Consider the following 24,647-nt stretch of genomic DNA (forward strand, 5'->3'; position numbering starts at 1 on the left):
ACGCCGCGCCGAAGCCCTAATCCAGACGCGACACACCGGAGAAAACCCATGCACGGACTTGCAGGCAAGGCCATCCTCGTCACCGGCTCCTCCTCCGGCATCGGTTACGCGATGGCGCAGCGGCTGGTCGCCGAGGGAGCGAAGGTGCTCGTTCATGGCCGCGACGAAGCGGAGGTCGCCGCCGCCTGTGCCGCACTCGGTGCATCCACCGCACCCACCACCGGCGATCTCACGGATCCCGCCACGGCCCAGGCCCTGGTCGATGCCACCGTCGCTGCCTTCGGCCGCATCGACGGGCTGGTCAACAATGCCGGCATCTATCCGCGCGGCGTGCTCGGCGAAACCACGGCCGCCTTCTTCGACCATGTCTTCGCAATCAACACCCGCGCGCCGCTGCTCTGCGCCGAGGCCGCGATCCGCGCCTTCCGCCTACAGAAATCGGGCGGCGCCATCGTCACCGTTGGCTCGATCAACGCCTGGTGCGGCCAGTCGAACCTAACCGTCTATTCGATGTCGAAGGGCGCGCTGATGACGATGACGCGCAACATCGCCAATCAACTCGGCCGCGAGAAGATCCGGGCCAACCAGCTCAATGTCGGCTGGACCTTCACCGCCAACGAGGACGCCACGCAGCAGCGCGAGGGCAGGAAGCCCGGCTGGGAAAAGCATGTCCCGCTCGAATTCGCCCCGACCGGCCGCATCATGCAGCCCGAGGAGGTCGCCGCCCATACCGCCTTCTGGCTCTCCGACGACAGCGCCCCGGTCTCGGGCCAGATCTACGAAGTCGAGCAGTTTCCGGTCATCGGGCGCGGACGAACGGCGGATTGAGCGGCTGTCATTCCGGGGCGCGGCGCAGCCGAGAACCCGGAACCCACGACGGGGCGAGCGCGATCGAATCGGGTTGGTAGAGGTCACACCCGGTCGTGGGTTCCGGGTTCTCGCTACGCGAGCCCCGGAATGACAAGCGTGGGCTCACTCCCCCAGCACCACCACCTTCGCCCCCTCGGCCACCTGCCCGCCGGCCTCGCCCGCGACCTCCGTCACCGTCCCGTCGCGCGGGGCGACCAGCACATGCTCCATCTTCATGGCCTCGACGATGGCGAGCCGCTGGCCCTTGACCACCGCCTCACCCGCCGTGACGAAGAGCGCGATCAGCTTGCCGTGCATCGGTGCCTTGACGACGCCGCCCGAGCCTGCCGCCGCGTCGAGATCGACGCTAAACGGATCGAACAGCGACACGGCCGTCTGCCGGCCGCGATGCAGCGCCAGATAGGTGCCGCCCTCGCCCTGCGCCAATGTGATCTCGTGCTCGCCCTCGCCGATCTCATGGCCGGGCAGGCTGACGCGGGCGCCCTCGTCATGCCATTCGATCCGGGCCTCGACCCGCTCGCCATCGACCAGCAGCGGGAGCCCCAACGCCGGCGGCGGCATCAGCGAAAACCCGTCGGCGACGAGCCAGGGCGAACGATGCTCGCCATCGGCACGCTCGGCTGCCTGGGTCAGGCCAGCGAACTGCCGCTCCTCCTCCAGCTGCAGCGCAGCCGCAGCGACCGCGGCCGCATCCAGAGGCTGCGGCTCGGCCCCGAGCGCGGAGATGTTGCGCTCGATGAAGCCGGTATCGAACGGCCCTTCGCGAAAGCCCGGCGACTCGGCCAGTTTCTTGAGGAAGGCGAGATTGGTCCGCGGCCCGGCGACCACCGTCTCGCCCAAAGCCTGCGCCAGCCGGTCGAGCGCCTCGTTGCGCGTCGCGCCATGCGCGATCACCTTGGCGATCATCGGATCATAAAACGGCGTCACCGTATCGCCGGCCTCGACGCCGGTATCGATGCGGATGCCTTCGCCCGCGGGGAACTGCAGCGCCCAGAGCTTGCCGGTCGAGGGCAGGAAGCCTTTTTCCGGGTCCTCGGCATAAAGCCGCGCCTCGACCGCATGGCCGCTCGCGGTCACGTCTCCTTGCGAAAACCCCAGCGGCTCGCCGGCCGCGACCTTCAGCTGCAGCTCGACCAGATCGAGCCCGGTGATCGCCTCGGTCACCGGATGCTCGACCTGCAGCCGCGTGTTCATCTCCATGAAGTAGAAGCGGTCGGCGCGCAGCCCCTCGCGCCCGTCGGCGATGAACTCGACCGTGCCGGCGCCGACATAGCCGACGGCCTTCGCCGCTTCGGTCGCGGCCTTCCCCATGGCGGCGCGGACCTCGTCGCTCATGCCCGGCGCGGGCGCCTCCTCGATCACCTTCTGGTGGCGGCGCTGCAGCGAGCAGTCGCGCTCGTAGAGATGGACGACATTGCCATGGCTGTCGCCAAAAACCTGGATTTCGACATGGCGCGGCGACAGCACGTATTTCTCGACCAGCACGCGCGCATCGCCGAAGGCGTTCTTGCCTTCGCGCTGGGCGCTCGACAGCGCATCGGCGAAATCTTCCGGCCGGTCGACCTTCTTCATGCCTTTTCCGCCGCCGCCCGCGACCGCCTTGATCAGCACGGGATAACCGATGCGGTCGGCCTCCCGCTTGAGGAAATCGCCCCCCTGCTCGGCCCCGTGATAGCCCGGCACCACCGGCACGGAGGCCTTCTCGACCAGCGCCTTGGCGGCGTCCTTCAGGCCCATCGCCCGGATCGCCGAGGCCGGCGGCCCGACGAAGACGATGCCGGCGGCCGCGCAGGCATCGGCGAAATCGGCGTTCTCGGAGAGGAAGCCGTAGCCCGGATGGATGCAGGCCGCGCCGCTCTCCTTGGCGACGGCCAGGATCTTGTCGGCGTCGAGATAGCTCTCGCGCGCCGGCGACGGCCCGATATGCCAGGCCTCGTCGGCCATCTGCACGAACAGCGCATCGGTGTCGGCATCGGAATGGATCGCGATGGTCCGCAAGCCCAGCCGCTTCGCCGTGCGGATCACCCGGCAGGCGATCTCGCCGCGATTGGCGATCAGGATGGAGGGCAGTTTGGCGGCGATCGACATGGGCACAAGTCCTGAGAACCGAGCCGCCTTTATAGCGGGCCCGCCGTCCCTGTCGCGGCCTTGTTGTGCAAATCCGGCTGTGCGGCGTCCCCGTCCTTCGCCTTGCGGACCGAACGCCAGATCGCCCACGTTGCCTGGAAGCACAGCCCCGCCACCAGCAGGTCGAACAGATATTCCGGCCAGCGCACCGGCGCCAGCCGCGCGAACAGCCCCATCAGCGCAAAGCCCGTGGTCGAGATCACGTCGTTGCGCGAGGACAGCCAGGTCGCCTTGATCACCGGGTTCGCCTCGCCCCGGAAGCGCCAGAGCAGGCCCACGATCAGCACCGCGACGACGACCGCGCTCGCCGCCGAAAACCCCAGCGCCCAGATCTCGATCGGGCGCGGGTTCGCGATCTTGGCCCAGAGGTCATAGAGCGTATGCAGCCCGGCCACCGCCATCACCACGCCGATCGCCAGCGCGGCGACCTTCTCGGCCCGCGCATCCCGGCCGAAGACCAGCGCCGCGATGCCGTAGAGCGCGACGTCGTAGACCCAGTCGACGCCGTCCTTGAACAATTGAGGATTGCCGAGCCACAGCGCGACCGCGACGACGCCCGATGCGAAGACGAGAATACCGAGCGCAATGCCCCAGATCGTCAGGGTATAGGCGCGCGCGACGGCGGCGCCTTGAGCCAAGGGTTCGCCCGTCACAGCAGAAAATGAAAGCCGAAGCCGAGGATGACGAGCCCGGCCGCCACGATTTGCGCGATGAAGAGCGGCTTCAGCCTCGCCAGCTGGCCGGCCTGAAACTCGGCCCTCTCGGCACGGGACATGCGGTCGCGCGCCTTGAACTGCTCCTCCAGAACCCGGGGATCGTGGCTCGCTCCGTCACGCTCCAGATCCATCCGCACGGCGATGAACCCGATCACAAGGCCGAGGATGCCTAGGCCGAAAAAGCCGACCAGACGCAACGCGCCATAAACGACGCCGATCGCGATCGCCGCAAGGACGGGAAACGCGACATAGTCCCATTTTGTGAAGCGCATCCGACGATCATGCGAATTAACCGGACGTCCGTCCAGCATCACCACATATCGAGCGCGACTCTCGCCTCGTCGGACATGCGCGACTGGTCCCAGGGCGGATCGAACGTCATCGTCACCTGGACGCCCGAGACGCCCGGCACGGTGGCGACGGCATTCTCGACCCAGCCCGGCATCTCGCCGGCGACCGGGCAACCCGGCGCGGTCAGCGTCATGTCGATCGCGACCATGCGGTCGTCGCCGATATCGACGCGGTAGATCAGGCCGAGCTCGTAGATGTCGGAGGGGATTTCGGGATCATAGACCGTCTTCAGCGCGGCGACGATGTCGTCGGTGAGGCGGTCGATCTCCTCCGGCGGCAGGGCGGAACTGGCGCCCATGGTCGGCGCGTTCGGCTTCAGGTCTTCGACGGTATCGGTCATCGCAACATCCAGTTCACGAACTTGGTTTGGCCGCGGTTATACAGCGATCCCACCGGTGCCGTCATCCTTGCAGGAAACACCGCCGTCATTCCGGGCGGAGCGCAGCGCAGACCCGGAATCCATGCCGGAACGCAACGACACTGTGCTCAGGCATGGATTCCGGATCGGCGCCGCTGCGCGGCCTGTCCGGAATGACATGGTGGTTCCGTCAAAAACTTCAGGAGAACAGCGTCTCAGCCTTCCGCAGGGCTTCGACCAGTCTATCGACTTCTTCCAGCGTATTGTAGAGGCCGAACGAAGCACGGCAGGTCGATGTCACGCCATATCGTGCGAGCAGCGGCATGGCGCAATGGGTGCCGGCCCGAACCGCGACGCCCGCCCGGTCGATCACGGTCGCGACGTCATGGGCGTGGGCGCCCTTCATCTCGAAGGCGACGATCGCGCCCTTGTTCCTGGCCTTGCCGAAGATGCGGATCGAGTTCATCTCGCCGAGCCGCTCCATCGCATAAGCGCCGAGCCTGGCTTCGTGGGCCGCGATGTTCTCGGCGCCCAGCGCCATCATGTAATCGAGCGCGGCGCCCAGGCCCACGGCCTCGACGATCGCCGGCGTGCCGGATTCGAAGCGGTGCGGCGGGTCGTTATAGGTCACATCGTCTTCGGTCACGGTGACGATCATCTCGCCGCCGCCTTCATAGGGCGGCAGCTTGGCGAGCCATTCGCGCTTGCCCCAGAGGATGCCCGAGCCCGTCGGCCCATAGGTCTTGTGGCCGGTGAAGCAGTAGAAGTCGCAGCCCAGCGCCTGCACGTCGACCGGGAGGTGCACCGCGCTCTGGCTGCCGTCGACCACGAGCGGCAGGCCATGCGCCTTGCAGATCGCGGCGACCTCGGCGATCGGCACGATCGTCCCGATCGCATTCGACATATGCGTCAGTGACACCACTTTCGTGCGAGACGTGATCAGCTTCTCGAACTCCTCGATCAGGAAATTGCCATCCTCGTCGACCGGTGCCCATTTGATCACGGCGCCATTGCGCTCGCGCCAATAGTGCCAGGGCACGATGTTGGAGTGGTGCTCCAGGATCGAAAGAATGACCTCGTCGCCCTCGCCCAACTGGAGATGGCGCCCGAGCGAAGAGGCGACGGTGTTCAGCGAGCCGGTCGAGGATCGCGTAAAGACGATCTCGTCGAGATGGGCCGCATTGAGAAAGCGCCGGGCGCTTTCGCGGGCGCCCTCATAGGCTTCGGTCGAGGCGTTGGCGAGATAATGCAGCCCGCGATGGACGTTGGCATAGTCCTCGCGCATCAGCCGCGTCATCGCCTCGATCACGGCCTCGGGCTTCTGGGCCGAGGCCGCATTGTCGAGATAGACCAGCGGCTTGCCATAGACTTCGCGGGACAGGATCGTGAAATCCTTGCGGATCGCCGCGACGTCGTAGGGTCTGGCCAGCGCGTTCATGAGATCGCTTCCACCTTGCGCTGCGCCAGCCAGGCTTCGATCTCGCTCATCACCAGCTCGCGCAAGGCCTCGTCGACGACGAAGGCGACCGCCTCGCCGGCGAAGGCCTGCAGGACGAGCGCCTCGGCTTCCGTCCGCGGCAGCCCGCGCGCCATCAGATAGAACAGCTGGTCGCCGTCCATCTGCGCCACCGTCGCGCCATGCCCGCAGACCACGTCGTCGGCGAAGATTTCAAGCTCCGGCTTGTTGAACATCGTCGCGCCGTCGTTCAGCAGCAGCGTGTTGCTGCGCATCCCGCCATCGGTCTTCTGGGCATGGGGACGCACGATGACCTTGCCCTGGAATACGCCGGTCGCCTCGCCACCGATGATGTTCTTGAACATCTCGCGGCTGACGCCGTGGGGCACGGCATGGTCCATCACCAGCGTCACGTCGGAATGTTCGGCGGCGCTCAGCAGGTTGACGCCGCGCAGGCCGATCTCGCTGTGTTCGCCGGCATATTTGACGAAATACTGCTGCCGCAGCGTCGCAGCCTTGCAGACCAGCGAGAAGCTCTCGAACTTCGCTTGCGCGCCGACCGTCGCGAGCAGGCTCAGCACCTGCACGGTCTCAGGGCTATGGCGCGTCACGAGACGCAGATGCTGGACATCGCTCTCGTCACCGGTCTCGAACACGATCGCACCGTTGATCTGGGAGGCCTTGGGGCCGGCGCTTTCGCTGATCTCGACGATTGTCGCCTTCACGGCCTTGCCCGCCAGCACGACGGAGCGGTGGAAGATCGCGCGCTCCTCCTCGCCCGAGGCGAGCGAGATGATCGCGATCGGCCGGGCGAGCTCCGTCCCCTCCGCGATCTCGACGAAGACGCCATCGCGCATCAGTGCCGTGTTCAGCATCAGCCCGGTGTCGCTGTCGGCGATGCTCGGGCCGGCCAGCACGCGGGTCAGGTCGCCGCGATCGGAGATCAGCGCATCCGTCAGCGGCCTGATGCTCACGCCCTCGGGCAGGCCTTCCAGCGTCGAGAGATCGGGCGCGAACATGCCGTCGACCAGCACGAGGCGCACGCCGTCGAGCGGCAGCGCGGCGAGCCTCGCCGTGACGGCTGGCGTGACCGTCGCCACCGACGCGAGCGGCTTGGCCTCGCGCAGCAGCCCGCGCAGATCGGTATAGCGCCAGGATTCGAGCCGGCGATGCGGCAGGCCCTTGGCCTCGAAGCCGGCAAAGGCGTCCTCGCGCAGCTTGCGCACCGGCAACGTGCCCGAAAGCTCGCCCTTGGCGCCGGCGAATTGCTGCGACAGAACCTGTTCGGCCGCTGTCTTCAGGGGTGTGACGATGGCCATCACGCAGCGTCCGCGTAAGCTGCGTAGCCGCTCTTTTCGAGCTCCAGCGCCAGTTCCTTGCCGCCTGTCTTCACGATCCTGCCCTTCGACATGACGTGGACCGTATCGGGCACGATATGCTCCAGAAGGCGCTGGTAATGGGTGATGACGAGGAAGCCGCGATTGGCGGCGTGCAGGCGGTTGACGCCGTCGGCAACGATCCGCAGCGCGTCGATATCGAGCCCGGAATCGGTCTCGTCGAGGATGCACATCGACGGCGAGAGCAGCGCCATCTGCAGGATCTCCATGCGCTTCTTCTCGCCGCCGGAGAAGCCGACATTGAGCGGCCGGCGCAGCATCGCCTTGTCGATGCTCAAGCTGTCGGCCGCAGCGTTGACCTGCCTGATGAAGTCGGGCGTCAGCAGTTCGGCCTCACCCCGCGCGCGCCGCTGCGCGTTCATCGCCGCCTTCAGGAAGGTCATGGTGGCGACGCCGGGGATCTCCAACGGATACTGGAAGGCGAGGAAGATGCCGGCCGCCGCGCGCGCATCGGCCTCCATCTCCAGCACGTTCTCGCCATTGAGCAGGATCTCGCCGTCGAGAACCTCATAGTCCTCCTTGCCGGCGATCACGTAGGAGAGCGTCGATTTGCCGGAGCCGTTAGGGCCCATGATGGCTGCGACCTCGCCGTCATTGACGGTGAGTGTCAGCCCATTGAGGATCTGCTTGTCCTCGTCGGCGATCTTGACGACGAGATTGCGAATTTCGAGCATTGTAGTTCCCTTACTCACACGTCCCGATTTGCTGTTCAGGACGATAAAATTCAATTCCTTGGATGAAGCTATGCTGCGACAAGACGGCTGCCAGCTTGCCTTTGATCTTTTGTTCGAGGAAAATGGTCACAAAGAATCCATTGTCTGCACCATCGGCCCTTTCGATAATGTCGATCTTTGACAGACCTCGAAAAACGGAGATGTCGCCTTCAAAGCCGTTCTCAACATTTCGAAAGTTACCAAGCTCTCGACCTGACAAACCTGAGAACTGGAATTTTCGCTAATCTGGCAATCTTTTCGATGCAGTTGCCAATGCATTTGCCGAGTGAAAATCTAAGCCAATCCCGGTTTCGAACGTGCAGGCCAGAGAGGTTTGAGCCGCTACCGAACTCTCCGCTCCATCGACCAGCGCCCAGATTGCGATAACAGCAGAAAGGTGCACGATCGCAGGACTCTTCACCCCACGCTCCCCTCGAGCGAGATCGAAATCAGCTTCTGCGCCTCGACCGCGAACTCCATCGGGAGCTGCTGCAGCACCTCCTTGACGAAGCCGTTGACGATCAGCGCCACCGCCTCCTCCTCGGACAAGCCCCGCTGCTGGCAATAGAACAACTGGTCCTCGCCGATCTTCGAGGTCGTCGCCTCATGCTCGAAGATCGCCGACGCGGTCTTGGCCTCGATATAGGGGATGGTGTGCGCGCCGCACTGGTCGCCGATCAGCAGCGAGTCGCAATTGGTGAAGTTGCGAGCGCCGGTCGCCTTGCGATGCGCCGAGACCATGCCGCGATAGGTCGAGTCGGATTTCCCGGCTGCGATGCCCTTGGCGATGATTTTTGAGGTCGTGTTCTTGCCGAGATGGATCATCTTGGTGCCGGAATCGACCTGCTGCGCCCCGTTCGACACCGCGATCGAGTAGAACTCGCCGCGCGAGCCGTCGCCGCGCAGGATGCAGGACGGGTATTTCCAGGTGATCGCCGAGCCGGTCTCGACCTGCGTCCAGGAGATCTTGGAGTTCCTGCCGCGGCAGTCGCCGCGCTTGGTGACGAAGTTGTAGATGCCGCCCTTGCCCTCGGAATCGCCCGGATACCAGTTCTGCACGGTCGAGTACTTGATCTCGGCATCATCCAGCGCGATCAGCTCGACCACCGCCGCATGAAGCTGGTTCTCGTCGCGCTTGGGCGCGGTGCAGCCTTCGAGATAGCTCACATAGGAGCCTTCCTCGGCGATGATCAGCGTGCGCTCGAACTGGCCGGTATTCTGCTCGTTGATGCGAAAGTAGGTCGACAGCTCCATCGGGCAGCGCACGCCCTTGGGGATGTAGACGAAGGAGCCATCGGTAAAGACGGCGCAGTTCAGCGTCGCGAAATAGTTGTCGGTCACCGGCACGACGGTGGCGAGGTACTTCTTCACCAGTTCGGGGTGCTCCTGGATGGCATCCGAGATAGAGCAGAAGATCACGCCGGCCTGCGCCAGCTCCTTCTTGAAGGTGGTGACGACCGAAACCGAGTCGAACACGGCATCGACCGCGACGCGGTTCTCCGGGGCGACGCCGGCCAGGATCTCCTGTTCGCGCAGCGGGATACCGAGCTTCTTGTAGGTTTCCAGGATAGCCGGATCGACCTCGTCGAGCGACTGTGGCGAGGCCCCGGACTTCGGCGCGGCATAATAATAGATGTTCTGGTAGTCGATTGGGGGGTAGTTCACCCGCGACCATGCCGGCTCGGTCATGGTCTTCCAGCGCTTGAAGGCATCGAGCCGCCATTCCAGCATCCAGGCCGGCTCGTTCTTCCGCGCCGAGATATAGCGCACCGTGTCCTCGGTCAGGCCCTTGGCGGGCTTGTCCATCTCGATCTCGGTGACGAAGCCGTATTTGTATTCGGTCACGTCGATCGACTTGACCTGATCGATGGTCTCCTGGACCGCTGCCATCACTCACTCTCCTGTCGCGGGTTCAAGGCCCGCCGGTTTGGTCTTCGTATGGCCGAAAGGGCTCAGGCGGCTGCCTGGACGTCCCGGCTCTTGGTCGCGACCAGCGCTTTCGCATAGGCCGCCAGAAACTGCGAAATCTCAGCCTCGCAAGTGGTCCAGCCGAGGCTGGCCCGCAAGGCCCCTGCGCTCATGGCAGGGTCGACGCCCATGGCGTCCAGCACATGCGAGCGCTTGACCTTACCCGACGAGCAGGCCGACCCGGACGACAATGCAACCCCCGCCAGATCGAGCATGATCAGCGCGGTCTCGGCCCTGATGCCGGGCGTGGCGAAAGCGCTGGTATTGGGCAGCCGCGCCGCTCGCCGGCCGAAGATCGCCGTGTCGGGTGCCAGCTCCAGTAGCCCGGCCTCCAGCCGGTCGCGCAAGCCCGCCAGCCTGAGCGCCTCGGAGGCCAGAGCCACGCCCGCCAGTTCGGCCGCGATGCCGCAGCCGACGATGCCCGGGAGGTTCTCTGTACCGGCTCGCCAACCGCGCTCCTGTCCGCCGCCGCGCAGCAGCTTGTCGCTGAGTTCCAGCGCACCGGTGCGAAACACGATCGCACCGACACCCTTCGGCCCGCCGAGCTTGTGGGCAGACAGCGTCAAGACATCGACGCCCAGCGCCTCGATGTCGATGGCGATCTTGCCGGCAGCCTGCACCGCATCGCTATGCACCAAGGCGCCGAACCGCTTTGCCAGCGCCGAAACCGCGGCGATCGGCTGGATCACGCCAGTCTCGTTATTGGCGAGATGCAACGAAATTAACACCCGGGCGCCGGGATTGTCCGCGACGAGCCGCTGCAGCCGCGCCTCGATCCAGTCCAGATCGGCAAGCCCATCGGCATCGACCGGGATCGCCTCGGCGGCGCCGGAAGCAAAGCGATGCCCGTCCCGCACGCAAGGATGCTCGGTCGCGCCATGCAGCAGCAGCGACGCCGGCACACGCACACAAGCTGACCCGCCGCCGCAATCCATCAGTCCCGGCGACAGCACCGTCGCATTCGCCTCGGTGCCGCCGCTGGTGAAGACGACATTCGCAGCCTTCGCCCCAACGAGGCCTGCGACCTGCGCCCGAGCCTGCTCGATCGCGCCACGCGCCGCCCTGCCCTCGCCATGCACCGAGGACGGATTGCCCGGCATCGCCATCGCGCGCGCCATCGCCTCGCCGACGGCCGGACGCACCGGCGCGGTCGCATTGTGGTCGAGATAGGCGCGGGATGGCCCGGTCACGTTGCGTCAGACTCTCTCTTCGTCGGGTGGCATCTTCGGCGACGGCACGAAAGGCTTGAAATCGCACCCCCGCACCGTGCTATAGCCGCCCGTCCTAGCCAGCCGGAGGCAGGAGCAACGGCGACGCCATTCGGCGCCAGATCCGCATGTTCCCGTATCGTTCACGGCTGTTAGAACCATTCTAAGCGCTCTGATGTAGGGCGCGAGCGGCGAGGCCGTCAAGGGCGAACGGGTGTTTTGCGCAAGGCCAGCGGCCTCGCATGGCCTCTCGCACATGGCCTTGCCCAAGCAAAAGGCGAAAGAACGATGCCAGAGGTGATTTTCAACGGGCCGGCCGGCCGGATCGAGGGCCGCTACCAGCCCGCCAAGAAGCGCGGCGCGCCGCTCGCCATCATCCTGCATCCGCACCCGCAATTCGGCGGGACGATGAACAACCAGATCGTCTACAACCTGTTCTACACCTATGTGAACCGTGGCTTCTCGGCGCTGCGCTTCAACTTCCGCGGCGTCGGCCGCAGCCAGGGCCATTTCGACCATGGCGCGGGCGAGCTTTCGGACGCGGCCGCCGCGCTCGACTGGATGCAGGCGCTCAACCCCGAGGCCAAGAGCTGCTGGATCACCGGCGTCTCCTTCGGCGCCTGGATCGGCATGCAGCTCCTGATGCGCCGTCCCGAGATCGAGGGCTTCATGTCGATCGCGGCGATGGCCAACCGCTACGATTTCTCTTTCCTCGCCCCCTGCCCGTCCTCTGGCTTGTTCGTGCACGGCTCGGAGGATCGCGTCGCGCCGGTCAAGGAGGTCATGGCCGTGATCGAGAAGGTGAAGACCCAGAAGGGCATCCAGATCGAACACGCCGTGGTCGAGGGCGCCAACCACTTCTTCGACGGCAAGGTCGACCAGCTCATGGAGCAGGTCGGAGCCTATCTCGACCGCATGGTCGGGCCGGAGATCCCGAAGGAAGAGCGCGAGGCGGAGCAGGACGAGGCCTGAGAGGCTCCGGCGGCAAGGCGAAACTGCCAGATTTCGACTAGAGCGAACCCATGACCACCTTCAAATCCGATCTCCTCCGCACCCTCTCCGAGCGCGGCTACGTCCACCAGATTTCCGATCCGGAGGGGCTGGATGCTGCCGCGCTGAAGGGGCCGATCAGCGCCTATATCGGCTTCGACGCGACGGCGACCTCGCTCCATGCCGGCTCGCTGATCCAGATCATGATGCTGCATTGGATGCAGGCGACCGGGCACAAGCCGATCGCCCTGATGGGCGGCGGCACCTCGATGGTCGGCGATCCGTCCTTCAAGGAGGAATCGCGCAAGCTGCTGACGGTCGAGGACATCGAGCGCAATCTCTTCGGCATCAAGCGCGTCTTCGCCAACTACCTCGATTTCGCCGGTGCGGCGACCATGATGAACAACGCCGACTGGTTGCTCGGCCTGAACTACCTGGAATTCCTGCGCGATGTCGGCCGCCACTTCTCGGTCAACCGGATGCTGTCCTTCGACAGCGTCAAAACCCGGCTCGAGCGCGAACAGTCGCTCTCCTTCCTCGAATTCAACTACATGATCCTGCAGGCCTACGACTTCGTCGAGCTGAACAAGCGCACCGGCTGCATCCTGCAGATGGGCGGCTCCGACCAGTGGGGCAACATCGTCAACGGCATCGATCTCGGCCACCGGATGAGCAACGTCCAGCTCTACGCGCTGACCTCGCCGCTCCTGACCACTTCATCGGGCGGCAAGATGGGCAAGACCGCGTCCGGTGCAGTCTGGCTCAATGCCGATCTGATGAGCGCCTATGAGTTCTGGCAGTTCTGGCGCAACACCGAAGACGCCGATGTCGAGCGCTTCCTGAAGCTCTACACCACGATGCCGATGGCCGAGATCGCGAAGCTGGCGGCGCTCGGGGGGGCCGAGATCAACGAGGCCAAGAAGGTGCTTGCGACCGAGGTCACGGCGATGCTGCATGGCCGTGCCGCGGCGGAGGCTGCCTTCGAGACGGCGCGCAAGACATTTGAGGAAGGTTCGCTCGCAGCCGATCTGCCGAGCGTCTCGATGTCGCTCGACGAGTTCGCTTCAAATCTCGGCATTCTGACGGCTTTCGTGAAGGCGGGTCTCGTCCCCTCCACCGGCGAGGCGCGCCGGCAGGTCAAGGCCGGCGGGCTGCGGGTGAACGATGTGCTGGTGACCGACGAGCGTGCCGTACTCGGCAGCGCCGATCTGACGTCGGAGGGCGCGATAAAGCTCTCCTTCGGGAAGAAGAAACACGTCCTGCTGCGGCCGGAGTGAGCCGGAACTTCAGCGCGTCGGCGCAGCCGGCGCCTGTCCTGGCTGGACCGGCCGCTGCTCTGGCGCGCCGCCAAGCGGATCGACGAATCGGCGCAGGATGCCCGGTGCAAGCGCCGAGAGCGGGTTGACCGACATGGTCGGCGCACTCGCCGCGCCCGAGATTCGGAAATTCACCGCGAACAACCCGCCATACTGGCTGCCGCCGCCGAGCAGCGCGCCGACGACGGGAACCTGCGCAAAGGCGTTGTTGAACGCATAGCCCGGCACGAAGGTGCCGCCGATATCGACGCGGTCGCGCCCATAATCGACATTGCCCTGCAGGGTGAAGCCGACCTGCTGGCCCCAGATCACCATGTCGGACACGTCGAGCCGGCTGGCCGAGCGGGTGAACTCGGCCCTGAGCTTGGTGAAAGCGACCTCGCTGGCATCGATGGCGACCGGCGGCGCCGTTCCGCCGGTCCGATCCGGCGCGCCCGCGCCGGCGTCGCCAACGACGCGGCGCAGCGCCGGCTCGTCGCGGACGACGAAATTGCGGAACAGCAATTCGCCGCTCTGGCGCACATCGCCGGGCCCGATGCTCAGGAAGAAATCGCCGCCATAGGCCCGCCGATACAGATCGATGAAGCGCAGCAGCGCGCCGCCATTCTCGGACTGGATCGTCAGCGGAGCGTTGTTCTGGCCCTGTTTGGCGGTGACGTCGGCACGCCCGATCTTTCCCTGAAACGCCACGGATCGCACGTCGCCGCCGCGCTTCGAGAGCTTCAGCGACGCGTTGCTGATCGCCTCGTTGTTGAACCCCGTCAGGATCGGCACGTCGAGATCGATGTCGATGTCGCCGCCCTTGGCTGCGGCCTTGTCGCTGCGCGGTGCCGGACCCGGCGCATTCTGCGCATCGCGGATGAACGGCCTGACATCTGCGACCGCACCGCGCACGACCAGCTTGACGACATTGCCGTCGCGCTTGGCCTCGACCTTGAGATTGTCGCCGGGCGAGAGCCTGACTTGCGACAGGCTCGCAACGTCGAGGCCATTCTGCTTGGTCAGCTCGATCCGGCCCTTGATCAAGGCAGGGGCCGCATCCAGCGTGAAATCCTCGAGATCGGGCCCGTCTGGGTCGGCGACATAGGTGAAGCTGATCCGTCCGTTGCGGCCGGCCGGCTTGAGCAGCCCGGGAATGAGCCCGTCGATCGAGGCCTTGGTCAAGTCGATCTCGATCCTAGGCGGCCCATCGCCGCTCTTGCCCACTTGCTTGACCGCCTTGACCTGCACGGGTCCCGAAATACCCGCTTCCGGCCCGAAGCCACGCTTCTGGCGTGCTGCGTTGTCGAGCGTCATAGAGAGCGTCGCCTCGCCCTGCCCTTTCGGATTCTGTCGGATCTCGATCTGGCTGCGATCCCCGCTGATGCGGGCCTCGCCCTTGATCACGAGCCCGGCCCGGTCGAAACTGACCAGCATTGTGCCGCCATCGAGCTTCTCGGTCCCCAGCAGCGTGTCCGAGGCCACATTGGTCAGCGCACCACTGCTCTGGACGACGACTTCGCCCGGCCTGGGGTCATCAGCCATCGGCAGCGAGATGACTGTCTTCAGATCGCTGTTGCCGCGAAGAGCTGCGGGGTCGATTTGCCCGGGCGAGAACTCCTTCAGCGCCGGAAAGGCGAAGAGCGCCGCCAGCGCCTCCATCGGCCCCGTCGAACGAAAACTCGTGCGCGACGGTGCGCGCTGCAGCCAGATTTCCGGCAGAACGAACGTGCCTTCGCTCAGCGTCAGGCGGCGATCGCCGCCGAGATCGGCCGTCGCCTGCGGAATGGCAAGGTTCACGGTCCGCCCCGTCGCGCCGCCGACGATCCGGGCATCGATCAGAGGCGGTAGTCCGGGATCCGGCAGGAACCGCACATTTGTCGCATCGACCGATACGGCGAGCGCGGCGTCGGGCATACCGGCGCCGCCGACCAACCGGGCGTGGTCCTCGGCCGGCAGGTCGAGCTTGACCTCGACATTGGCGATACGGCCCGAAGCGACCTTGCGCGACAGCGTGATGTGCAGCTCCGGCGAGGTCCAGCGCGGCCAGACCGCGAGCACTGCGCGCGCATCGGAATCGGTCGCCCTGATCGACAGCCGCTGCGTGGGGGAGGTTCCGACCTGCTGCACATAGCCGCTCATGTCGGCATGGATGGCCGGCCCGCTCAGCGACATCGCCTCGATTGTCACCTCGCCCGCACGGTTGTCCACCGACAGGTTGGCTTTGAGCGCGTCGACGGCGACGGGAGGATCGGAATCGAGACCACGGACCTGTCCGCTTGCCTCGATCGTGGCGCGCCAGACACCCTGATCCTGCTGCAGTGTTCCCGCACCAGAAAGCCTGGTCGCTCCTGCCTGGATCTGAGCGCTGCGAATCCGCAGATCGTTGAGGTTGGCACCACTCTCGATCTCTACATGACCACCGTCGATCGTCATCGGTTCGATCGGCCCGTCGGCAAATCTTATGGTGCCGCGACGCACGTCGAAGCGCGCCTTGATGGTGCGATCGCCATTGGGCTTCTGCTGCAGCGAAGCCTTGCCCGTCACCGGCAGCCCATCGATCGACATGCCCCCCGTGCCGAAGGCGAGCGCCACGACCTCGGCGGGCTCGAAACGGATGATGTCGATGTCGGCCCGCCGGGTTCCGTCCGGATCGGTCGAGAGATCGACGGCCATCTCCTTCCAGCGGCTTCCGGTGCGCCCCCTCATGGTCAGGCGGGTGACACGCTCGCCGCTTCGCGAGAGCCTGATGTCGACATCCTCGAGCCCGGCCTTCTGCCGGCCATCCGGGTCGACCAGCGCCAGCCTCGCGCCCTGCATACCCGCCGTCTCCAGCGCTCCGAGCAGACCATCGCCCTGTGCCAGCGTCGTCACCGCCCCCATCACGGCGGTGAAGGCGTTCCAGTGATCGCCGTCGGGCAGCACGGGCGTCTGCGGCGTCTCCGGTGGGGCGCTATCGGCATTCACGATCAGCGCACCGTCGTGATTGACGCCGAGCCTGACATTGACGCCACGCAGATCCACCGAGATCAGCCTTATCTCGCCGCGCAGCAGCGCCATCGGTTCGTAACCGAGCAAGGCTTCCGGCGCACGGAAAGCCGTACCGTTGCGATGCCGGAACGAGACCTGCCGGACCCTGAGCTGCGAGCGCCCGTCGATCCGTCCGAGCTCGGCCGAATCGGCGTCGACCTGCCAGTCCGGCCCGAGCCGCTCGGCGAGCGCGGTCGAGATCCGTCCCTCCAGCCCCGACAGCGGCACGATCCCGGTCACCAGCAGTGTGGCAACGGCGCCGGCCAGTGTCAGCGCGGCGACGCCGACTGCAACGACGATCGTCACCAGCCCGGCCTTTGCGCGTCGCGCCACGGCCGCCGTATCACAGGCCTCCGCCTGGGATGCCGCATCGATCGGCGTTTGCTGTGAAACCGACGACTTATCTGTCACCTGCAGCCTTCGTGTTCGTCAGTGGCAGGTCGGATCGATCCCGCGGAAGCCGGACAAAGCCGTTGCAACACGGCCGTCGCGAAGGCCGCGGTCAATCCTATCCGATTCGTCGCGAATTCCGCGGGACAACTCTCAGCCATAGGTGGTCTGGCCCCGAAAGGCGCCCCATATCTCGAATGGCCCGCAGCATCCGCTGCATGCAGCCTGAACGCGACGAAAGGAAGGCAGTCATGACTTTGAAGGAAGGCGATGATGCCCCGGACTTCACCCTCGACAGCGACGGGGGCGGCACAGCGTCGCTTTCAGCCTTCAAAGGCCGCAAGCTCGTCCTCTACGCCTACCCCAAGGACGACACCCCCGGCTGCACTCAGGAGGCGATCGCTTTCAACGGACTGCGAAAGGCCTTCGCCGAGGTGAACACCGAGATTCTCGGCATTTCGCCCGATCCAGTGAAGAGCCATGACAAGTTCAAGAAGAAGCACGGGCTGGAGTTCCCGCTCGCCGCCGACGAGACCCAGGCGATTCTTAGCGCCTATTGCATCTGGGTCGAGAAGAGCATGTACGGACGCACCTATATGGGGGTCGAGCGCACCACATTCCTGATCGACGTAAACGGCAGGATCGCCCGGATCTGGCCGAAGGTGAAGGTTGCCGGCCATGCGGAGGATGTGCTGGCGGCAGCACAGGCGCTGTAACACCGGTCTAGTCCCGGCGGTTTGCGAAGGATTAACCTTAATCATGTCTGATCGCGTCATCGGCAGCGTAACATCCGGTATCGCGTATGACCCATTCCGCCTCGACAGGTCCGGCCCTCCCCGTCACGGGCCTCGTCTCGCACAAAACCTACACGCTCAGCCGCATGACGGTCCTGGCCGGGCTGGGATGTCTCATCCTGACCACGGCCTGGAGCGCCGCCACCGGCTGGTACATCCTCAGCAAGGACGATCTGGCGGCGCGGCTGATCGCCCGCGAGACCACCCGCCAATACGCCTATGAGGATCGCATCGCATCGCTGCGCGCCGATATCGACCGGCTGGCCAGCCGGGCGCTGCTCGACCAGGACGGCGTCGAGGCCAGGGTCGACGAGTTGGCGACACGGCAGGCCGATCTCGAAACCAAGCAGTCACTGGTCGCCGCGATCGCGGACACACTGCAGGCCGGCGGCATCGCTCCATCATCGAAAATTCCGCTGCGTTCGCGCCTTATCAAGCCCGAGGAGCCGATCCGCGCCTCCGGCGTGACCAGCTTCGCTCCGATCGCGCCGAACCTGAAGCCGATGCCGGCGCCCGACAGCCCGGCGCTGCGCGGAGCGGAAGATCGCAAGAACGAGACTTGGCAGTCCGGCGAGACGGCACAGCCGCCCGCCAAACGCATCGAAACCACGCTTGCCCGGCTCGCCCAGGCAATCTCCCACACCAGCGGCGCCCAGCTCGACGCGTTGCGCGAGATGGACCAGAGCCTCGCCGAGACGCAGAAGAAGCTGCGCGGCGCGCTCTCGGAGACCGGACTCGACACCGAGCGCATGACCTCGAACGATGTCCCCAAGGGCGTCGGCGGCCCATTCGTCCCGTTCAGGATCGATCCCTCCGCGGGCCCCTTCGAGGCGACGCTGAGCGCAATCCAGCCCCGCATTGCCGCGGTCTTCCGGCTTCGCGGCCTCGTCGACAGCCTGCCGCTGCGTCGCCCGATGGACGCCGAAGCCGACTTCACCTCGAACTACGGCTACCGGGTCGACCCGTTCACGCGCGCCCCAGCCATGCACACCGGCGTAGATTTCAGGGCCGAGCACGGTTCTCCGATCCGCGCCACCGCACCCGGAAAGGTCGTTACAGCGGAATACTCGGGCGGCTACGGCAACATGGTCGAGATCGAGCATGTCGGCGGCGTCTCGACCCGCTACGCCCATATGTCGGCGATCTCGGTCGCGGTCGGCCAGACCGTCGCGACCGGCGCGGTTCTGGGTCGCATCGGTTCCACGGGCCGCTCGACCGGCCCCCATCTCCACTACGAGACCCGCATCAACGACGAACCGCTCGACCCGACCCGCTTCTTGAAAGCCGGCGCGAAGCTTGCCGCAAAGGGCTGAGCCTTTTCTGTTCCGCAGAGAAACACTGCGTCATCCCGGACAAGCCGCGAAAGCGGCGCAGATCCGGGATCCATCATAGGGTAGCGTCGCTCCTCTATAATGGATCCCGGCGCTCCGGCCGAGATGACGGCGCGCTTTACTGAAGAACGAAAGGTCCAGCACCAGATTTGCTAGTCGATGTCTTCGACCTCGACTTCCGTTCCATACACGCGTTGAGCGAGAGACGCCTCCATGAACGGATCGAGCGCCCCGTCCAATACCTCGCTAGGAGCCGTCGAGCTCACGCCGGTGCGCAGATCCTTCACCAACTGATAGGGCTGCAGCACATAGGAGCGGATCTGGTGGCCCCAGCCGATATCGGTCTTGGAGGCCTGCTCGGCATTCGCCTTGTCTTCCCGCTTCTTAAGTTCGACCTCGTAGAGCCGGGCGCGCAGCATGTCCCAGGCCTTGGCCTTGTTCTTGTGCTGCGATCGCTCCTGCTGGCACGAGACCGCGATCCCTGACGGGATATGCGTGATACGCACGGCCGAATCGGTCGTGTTGATGTGCTGCCCGCCCGCTCCCTGCGCCCGGTAGGTGTCGATCCGGCAATCCGATTCGTTGATGTCGATGATGATGCGGTCGTCGACGACCGGATAGACCCAGACCGATGCGAACGAGGTCTGCCGCCGCGCATTCGAATCGAACGGCGAGATGCGCACCAGCCGGTGCACGCCGCTTTCGGTCTTCAGCCAGCCATAGGCATTGTGACCCTTGAACTGCAGCGTCGCCGACTTGATGCCAGCGGTGTCGCCGTCCTGATATTCCAGCGTCTCGACCTTGAGCTTCCGACGCTCGCCCCAGCGCCGGTACATGCGCAGGAGCATCTCGGCCCAATCCTGGCTCTCCGTACCGCCCGCGCCGGGATGGATTTCGAGATAGGTATCGAGCATGTCGGCCTCGCCGGAGAGCAACGTCTCCACCTGCCGGCGTGCCGCCTCGACCTCGACCGACTTGATGCCGGCCTCGCCCTCGGCGATCGAATCCTGATCGCCCTCCATCTCGCCGAGTTCGATGAAGGTCAGGGCATCTTCGAGATCGCGCTCGAGCTTGCCGATGCCTTCGATCTGGTCCTCCAGCGAGGTCCGCTCGCGCATCAGCTTCTGTGCGTTCTCGGCATCGTTCCAGAAATCGGGTCCCTCCGAGAGGGCGTTTAGTTCGGCGAGACGGCGCTGTGCGACATCCCAGTCAAAGATGCCTCCTCAGCAGTCCGATCGACTGCTTGGCGTTGTCGAGCTGGGTCTGGATTTCTGGACGCATGTTAGAGAGGCCTCGTGGATTCTGAAGCTGGGATAGGGGGGAAGCCGGCGCAAGTAAATGGCGCGGGAAGCGCTGGGAACCCCTCTCCTGTAAGGAGAGGGGCAGGGGTGAGGTGACGGACGCTGGATGAGTCGAGCGCAACGGGTAGATTAGCGGCGGTTAGGTCTCGCTTACCGCGGCAAACGTCCGACCCCTCACCTACCCTCTCCCTCCGGGAGAGGGTTCCTCGCGCTATATGCGAAAACCCTCAATACAATCCGCCGGTCCCCGAACTGACGCCCCTCCCGCCGGGCGAAACATTGAGTGGAGCCGAGCCGTCGCCCGCCGCGCCGATGACGGAATAGCTGTCGGGTGGCGCCGTCCCGGGCTTGAACGCCTCCAGGATGCCCCCCTCGCCGCCCGAGCGCATCCCGGTCTTGGGATCGACGCGGATCAGCTTGATGCCGGCGGGCACGCGGAACGGCGTGGCCGGCTTGTCCTTCAGCGCAGCCATCATGAAGTCGCGGAAGATCGGCGCGGCATATTGGCCCGCCGTCGCCGAGGTGCCGAGTGATTTCGGCTTGTCGAAGCCCATATAGACGCCGACGGCGAGGTCCGGCGAAAAGCCGACGAACCAGACGTCCTTGGCATCGTTCGTGGTGCCGGTCTTGCCGCCAAGCGGCTTTCCGACGGTCTTGACCACGGTCGCCGTGCCCGCGTTGACCACACCTTCCAGGATCGAGACCATCTGGTAGGCGGTCAGCGGATCGAGCACCTGGTCTCGGTTGTCGACGAGGCGCGGCTCGCGCTGGCTGTTCCACTTCTCGGCATTGCAGCCTTCGCAGATACGCTGGTCGTGCCGGAAGATCGTGCCGCCCCAGCGATCCTGGATGCGGTCGATCAGCGTCGGTCGGATGCGCTTGCCGCCGTTGACGAGCATGGCGTAGCCGGCCGTCATCCGCATCACCGTGGTCTCGCCCGCACCCAGCGCCATCGAGAGCACCGGCAGCATGTCATCATAGACGCCGAAGCGGCGGGCATATTCCGCGATCAGCGGCATGCCGACATCCTTGGCGAGCCTGACCGTCATCAGGTTCTTGGAGAACTGGATGCCGTAACGCAGCGTCCGCGGCCCGGTCGATTTGCCGTCGTAGTTCTCCGGCCGCCACATGCCGAGCCCACCGCCCTGGTCGACCTCGATCGGCGCATCCAGCACGATGCTCGACGGCGTGTAGCCGTTGTCGAGCGCGGTCGCATAGACGAAGGGCTTGAAGGACGAACCCGGCTGGCGCAGCGCCTGCGTCGCCCGGTTGAACTCCGACTGATCATGCGAGAAGCCGCCGACCATCGCCAGAACGCGGCCCGAGAACGGGTCCATCACGGTGATGGCGCCGTTGACCTCCGGCAATTGCCGCAGACGGACCTGGCCCGCACGGCCGTCGATCGGCTCGACATAGACCACGTCGCCGGTCGAGACCGCCTGCGAGACGCGGGCGCGCCGCGTCCATTTGATGCCCTCGCCCGCCAGCGTCACGGTCTCGCGGTCGCTTTTGAGCTGGCCGGAGTTCTCGCGCAGCGGATGCAGGCCAAGCCGGGCGCTGTCGCCCGCGACCTCGAGTACCACTGCCAGCCGCCACGGCGCGACATCGCCGAGCACGGGCAGTTCGCCGATCGCCAACCCCCAGTCGCGCGCGCCGAGTTCGAGCTTCTGAATCGCGCCGCGCCAGCCGCGCGCCTCGTCGAAGCGCACCAGCCCATCGACGAGCGATTTGCGCGCCAAAAGCTGCATCTTCGGATCGACCGTGGAACGCACCGAGAGGCCGCCTTCCAGCAGCTTCTTCTCGCCGTAGCGGTCCTGCAGCTCGCGCCGGATTTCCTCGGCGAAATAGCCCGCCGCTATGTTGTTGGCCGAGACCGTGCGCGGATTGACGCCGAGCGGCTGGTTCTTGGCCGCGTCGCCGGCCTCGCGCTTGACGACCCCGTTCTCGACCATGCGGTCGATCACATAGTTGCGGCGCTCGATCGCCCGCTCGCGGTTGCGGAACGGATGCAGGTCGGTCGGCGCCTTCGGCAGGGCGGCGAGATAGGCCGCCTCCTGCAGGTTCAGCTCATGCACGGACTTGCCGAAATAGTTCAGCGCCGCCGCGGCGATGCCGTAGCTGCCCTGCCCTGGTGCTGGCGCGCCGAGATAGATCTCGTTGAGATAGAGCTCGAGAATCTTGTCCTTCGAATAGGTCGACTCGATTCGCAGCGCGACCAGCGCTTCGCGGATCTTGCGCTCGATGTTCTGCTCGGAGCCGACCAGGAAGTTCTTGGCGACCTGTTGGGTGATCGTCGAGGCGCCCTGCGGCCGGCGGCCGGCGGCACGATTACGGAAATTGGTGATCGCGGCGCGCACCAGACCCTCGGGGTCGACGCCGACATGCTTGTAGAAATTCTTGTCCTCGGCCGAGAGATAGGCGTCGATGATCAGCTTGGGCACGGCCTGGATCGGCAAATAAAGCCGGCGCTCGCGCGCGAATTCGGCGATCAGCGAGCCGTCGCCGGCATGGACGCGGGTCATCACCGGCGGCTCGTAGTTCCGCAGCTGCGCCGAATCTGGCAGGTCCCTGGAGAAATGCCAGACGAGCCCGGCGGCCGCGACGGCGCCGATGACGAAGACGATCGCGCCTGCGGCGAACAACCATCCGAAGATTCGCAGAACAAACCGCATTTCAGGCCCCGGCCCTCGTGATTAGCGTCCGGCGCGCCCAAATCGGACGCCTTGCAGATTTCATGTCTATAACATGCCGTAAATGGCGGAACCGTGGCCTATCGACCACAATCGCCCACAGCGCAAGCGCAAGCTCAGCGCCGGTTTCCAGCCTCCTTGCCGACGAGGCGCTCGGGCTGGAAGTGGCTCTCGATCGCGTCGCGCACCGCGCTCACCGCCTGCAGCCGCCATGCCGCGGAGTTCAGCAGTTCGGCATCTTTCGGGCTGGACATGTAGCCCAGCTCGACCAGCACGGACGGGACGTCCGGCGCGCTGAGGACGCGGAACCCCGCCGAACGCAGCGGCACCTTGTGCATCTTCACCGAGCCGCCAAGCTTGTCGACGAGATTGCGCGCGAACACCGAGGAGAAGGTTCTGGTCTCTCGCTTGGCCAGATCCATCAGGATTCCGGCGACGTCATGGACGTCCTCGCTCGAATCGAGCCCCGCGACGGCATCGGCCTGGTTTTCCTTGGCCGCGAGCCGGGCGGCCTCCGCGTCCGTGGCGCGTTCCGAGCCGGTATAGACCGTCGCACCGCGCACATCCTGCGCCTGCGTCAGCGAATCGGCATGGATCGACAAGAAGAGATCGGCCCCCGCCTGCCTCGCGATGCGGACACGCTCGGCCAGCGCCACGAAGCGGTCGTCGTCGCGCGTCATCAGCACCTTGTAGCGGCCGCCTGCCTCGAGCTGCTCTTTGAGCAGCGCCCCGAACGCCAGCACGACCGATTTCTCGGCGATCGACGCGACGACCGCGCCAGGGTCGATGCCGCCATGGCCGGGGTCGATCACGACGATCTTGCGTGTTTCCCCTAACGGCTTTGCCGGCACGACGGCCGGCGGCGCCGGACTCCCCGCCTCGGGGCCGGAGCGGGCTGCGGCGGCTAGAAATTCAGCGCGGCTCGTGCGCCTGAGTTCGATCACCAGCTCGCCGAAACCGCCGCGCACCGGCTTCACCTCGGCCCGCGCCACCAGCGCAGGCTGCGTCAGGTCCAGGATGATTCGCGAGCGCTCGGCCGTGAACAACCCGAATCGATAGGCGCCGACGAAGCCGACGCTCTTGCGCGCGGCGGCCGGCTGGACCTGGAAATTCACCGAGGGCAGATCGACGATGACGCGGTCGGGCCCGGCCGTGACCAGCGTCGCCACCGCCACCGGCTGCGACAGCGTCATGGTCAGGCGCACGATCTCGCCGGCCTGCTCGAGCCTGGCGTCGGTCGCGACGGGAAAGTCGCTGGCGGGTTTGGGATTGGCCATGGCAGGGCCCACGCCGCACATCACCAGCCACGCGCCCAGCACCAGGCGCGACAGCGCCTGTGAGAAGGACCAGCCGGAGCCGGCGCCGCGGGAATGGGTGTGAAATGTCAGGGCGAATGTCCTTATCAACGTGATCGAGGCCAAAACGTCACCGAAGTTTAACCATAACGACGCGAGCCATTAACGGTCGGTTACCACGCCGCCGTCGAGCCGTGAACCGGCCCACTCCGGCGATGGCCTGATCACAACACGATGTGACCTGCCCGACACGATCCGACTTGCAAATCGCTGTCACCTGTCTGTAATGCAGTTGGTTGCATTGCGAAGCCGCCCATGGTGCGCATCCGGATCGTCAAGATCCGTCGGCGTCCGGGTTCCGGTTTCA

Annotated in this window: 18 protein-coding genes; 5 read left to right on the plus strand and 13 right to left on the minus strand. The window is 65.6% G+C overall.

Going from position 1 to position 24,647, the window contains the following annotated elements; translation table 11 throughout:
- Nucleotides 1-48 precede the first annotated feature (48 nt).
- Entirely contained in the window at nucleotides 49-828 is a 780-nt protein-coding gene (locus tag AXW83_RS07985) for an SDR family NAD(P)-dependent oxidoreductase (protein ID WP_066612139.1), read from the plus strand.
- Between the two features lie 144 nt (nucleotides 829-972).
- Here AXW83_RS07985 and AXW83_RS07990 read toward each other — a convergent pair whose 3' ends face one another.
- The 9 genes from AXW83_RS07990 to AXW83_RS08030 all read right to left on the minus strand — a co-directional run bounded on the left by AXW83_RS07990 (nucleotide 973) and on the right by AXW83_RS08030 (nucleotide 11,146).
- Entirely contained in the window at nucleotides 973-2,958 is a 1,986-nt protein-coding gene (locus AXW83_RS07990) for an acetyl/propionyl/methylcrotonyl-CoA carboxylase subunit alpha (RefSeq protein ID WP_066612141.1), read from the minus strand.
- 29 nt (nucleotides 2,959-2,987) lie between these two features.
- A complete protein-coding gene (locus tag AXW83_RS07995; RefSeq protein ID WP_066612143.1) occupies nucleotides 2,988-3,635 on the minus strand; it encodes a cation efflux transmembrane domain-containing protein in 648 nt (215 codons plus the stop codon).
- Between the two features lie 11 nt (nucleotides 3,636-3,646).
- Nucleotides 3,647-3,985 carry a hypothetical protein gene (locus AXW83_RS08000; RefSeq protein ID WP_066612145.1) on the minus strand — a complete coding sequence of 113 codons (339 nt, stop codon included), beginning with the start codon at nucleotides 3,983-3,985 and terminating at the stop codon, nucleotides 3,647-3,649.
- A gap of 38 nt (nucleotides 3,986-4,023) precedes the next feature.
- Nucleotides 4,024-4,362: an SUF system Fe-S cluster assembly protein gene (locus AXW83_RS08005; protein ID WP_236841933.1), complete on the minus strand. Its 339-nt coding sequence runs from the start codon at nucleotides 4,360-4,362 to the stop codon at nucleotides 4,024-4,026.
- 259 nt (nucleotides 4,363-4,621) lie between these two features.
- Nucleotides 4,622-5,860 carry a cysteine desulfurase gene (locus AXW83_RS08010; RefSeq protein ID WP_066612151.1) on the minus strand — a complete coding sequence of 413 codons (1,239 nt, stop codon included), beginning with the start codon at nucleotides 5,858-5,860 and terminating at the stop codon, nucleotides 4,622-4,624.
- Complete coding sequence (locus tag AXW83_RS08015) at nucleotides 5,857-7,197, minus strand: SufB/SufD family protein (RefSeq protein WP_066612152.1); 1,341 nt, start codon at nucleotides 7,195-7,197, stop codon at nucleotides 5,857-5,859. Before AXW83_RS08015 ends, AXW83_RS08010 begins: the two co-directional genes overlap by 4 nt.
- On the minus strand, nucleotides 7,197-7,949 hold the full coding sequence (gene sufC / locus AXW83_RS08020) for a Fe-S cluster assembly ATPase SufC (RefSeq protein WP_066612153.1): 753 nt from the start codon (nucleotides 7,947-7,949) through the stop codon (nucleotides 7,197-7,199). The genes AXW83_RS08015 and sufC overlap by 1 nt, the downstream gene beginning before the upstream one ends.
- Nucleotides 7,950-8,405: 456 nt before the next feature.
- Entirely contained in the window at nucleotides 8,406-9,878 is a 1,473-nt protein-coding gene (gene sufB, locus AXW83_RS08025; protein WP_066612154.1) for a Fe-S cluster assembly protein SufB, read from the minus strand.
- A 62-nt stretch (nucleotides 9,879-9,940) separates the two neighbouring features.
- On the minus strand, nucleotides 9,941-11,146 hold the full coding sequence (locus AXW83_RS08030; RefSeq protein ID WP_066612156.1) for a cysteine desulfurase family protein: 1,206 nt from the start codon (nucleotides 11,144-11,146) through the stop codon (nucleotides 9,941-9,943).
- A 306-nt stretch (nucleotides 11,147-11,452) separates the two neighbouring features.
- Between AXW83_RS08030 and AXW83_RS08035 the strand changes: the two genes are divergently transcribed.
- Both AXW83_RS08035 and tyrS read left to right on the plus strand, forming a co-directional pair.
- Complete coding sequence (locus AXW83_RS08035; protein WP_066612157.1) at nucleotides 11,453-12,136, plus strand: alpha/beta hydrolase; 684 nt, start codon at nucleotides 11,453-11,455, stop codon at nucleotides 12,134-12,136.
- 50 nt (nucleotides 12,137-12,186) lie between these two features.
- Nucleotides 12,187-13,431, plus strand: coding sequence for a tyrosine--tRNA ligase (gene tyrS, locus AXW83_RS08040; RefSeq protein WP_066612159.1), 1,245 nt, complete (start codon nucleotides 12,187-12,189; stop codon nucleotides 13,429-13,431).
- Between the two features lie 9 nt (nucleotides 13,432-13,440).
- Here the strand turns inward: tyrS and AXW83_RS08045 are convergent, their stop codons facing one another.
- Nucleotides 13,441-16,812 (minus strand): hypothetical protein, encoded by a 3,372-nt coding sequence (locus AXW83_RS08045; protein ID WP_156639871.1) that lies wholly within the window; start codon nucleotides 16,810-16,812, stop codon nucleotides 13,441-13,443.
- A 308-nt stretch (nucleotides 16,813-17,120) separates the two neighbouring features.
- Between AXW83_RS08045 and AXW83_RS08050 the strand changes: the two genes are divergently transcribed.
- A complete protein-coding gene (locus AXW83_RS08050; RefSeq protein WP_066620098.1) occupies nucleotides 17,121-17,585 on the plus strand; it encodes a peroxiredoxin in 465 nt (154 codons plus the stop codon).
- An 86-nt stretch (nucleotides 17,586-17,671) separates the two neighbouring features.
- Entirely contained in the window at nucleotides 17,672-18,976 is a 1,305-nt protein-coding gene (locus AXW83_RS08055) for a M23 family metallopeptidase (RefSeq protein WP_066612163.1), read from the plus strand.
- A gap of 170 nt (nucleotides 18,977-19,146) precedes the next feature.
- Here AXW83_RS08055 and prfB read toward each other — a convergent pair.
- The 3 genes from prfB to AXW83_RS08070 form a co-directional block, all read right to left on the minus strand.
- Nucleotides 19,147-20,275 (minus strand): peptide chain release factor 2 gene (gene prfB, locus AXW83_RS08060; RefSeq protein WP_156639873.1). Its coding sequence is split into 2 segments (ribosomal slippage): nucleotides 19,147-20,205 and nucleotides 20,207-20,275, totalling 1,128 coding nucleotides; the frame shifts between segments, so codons are not numbered across the junction.
- A 247-nt stretch (nucleotides 20,276-20,522) separates the two neighbouring features.
- Nucleotides 20,523-22,967: a penicillin-binding protein 1A gene (locus AXW83_RS08065; RefSeq protein ID WP_066612166.1), complete on the minus strand. Its 2,445-nt coding sequence runs from the start codon at nucleotides 22,965-22,967 to the stop codon at nucleotides 20,523-20,525.
- A 134-nt stretch (nucleotides 22,968-23,101) separates the two neighbouring features.
- Nucleotides 23,102-24,406 (minus strand): N-acetylmuramoyl-L-alanine amidase, encoded by a 1,305-nt coding sequence (locus AXW83_RS08070; protein ID WP_066612168.1) that lies wholly within the window; start codon nucleotides 24,404-24,406, stop codon nucleotides 23,102-23,104.
- Nucleotides 24,407-24,647: the final 241 nt, after the last annotated feature.

This window comes from Bosea sp. PAMC 26642, assembly GCF_001562255.1.
Taxonomy (GTDB): Bacteria; Pseudomonadota; Alphaproteobacteria; order Rhizobiales; family Beijerinckiaceae; genus Allobosea.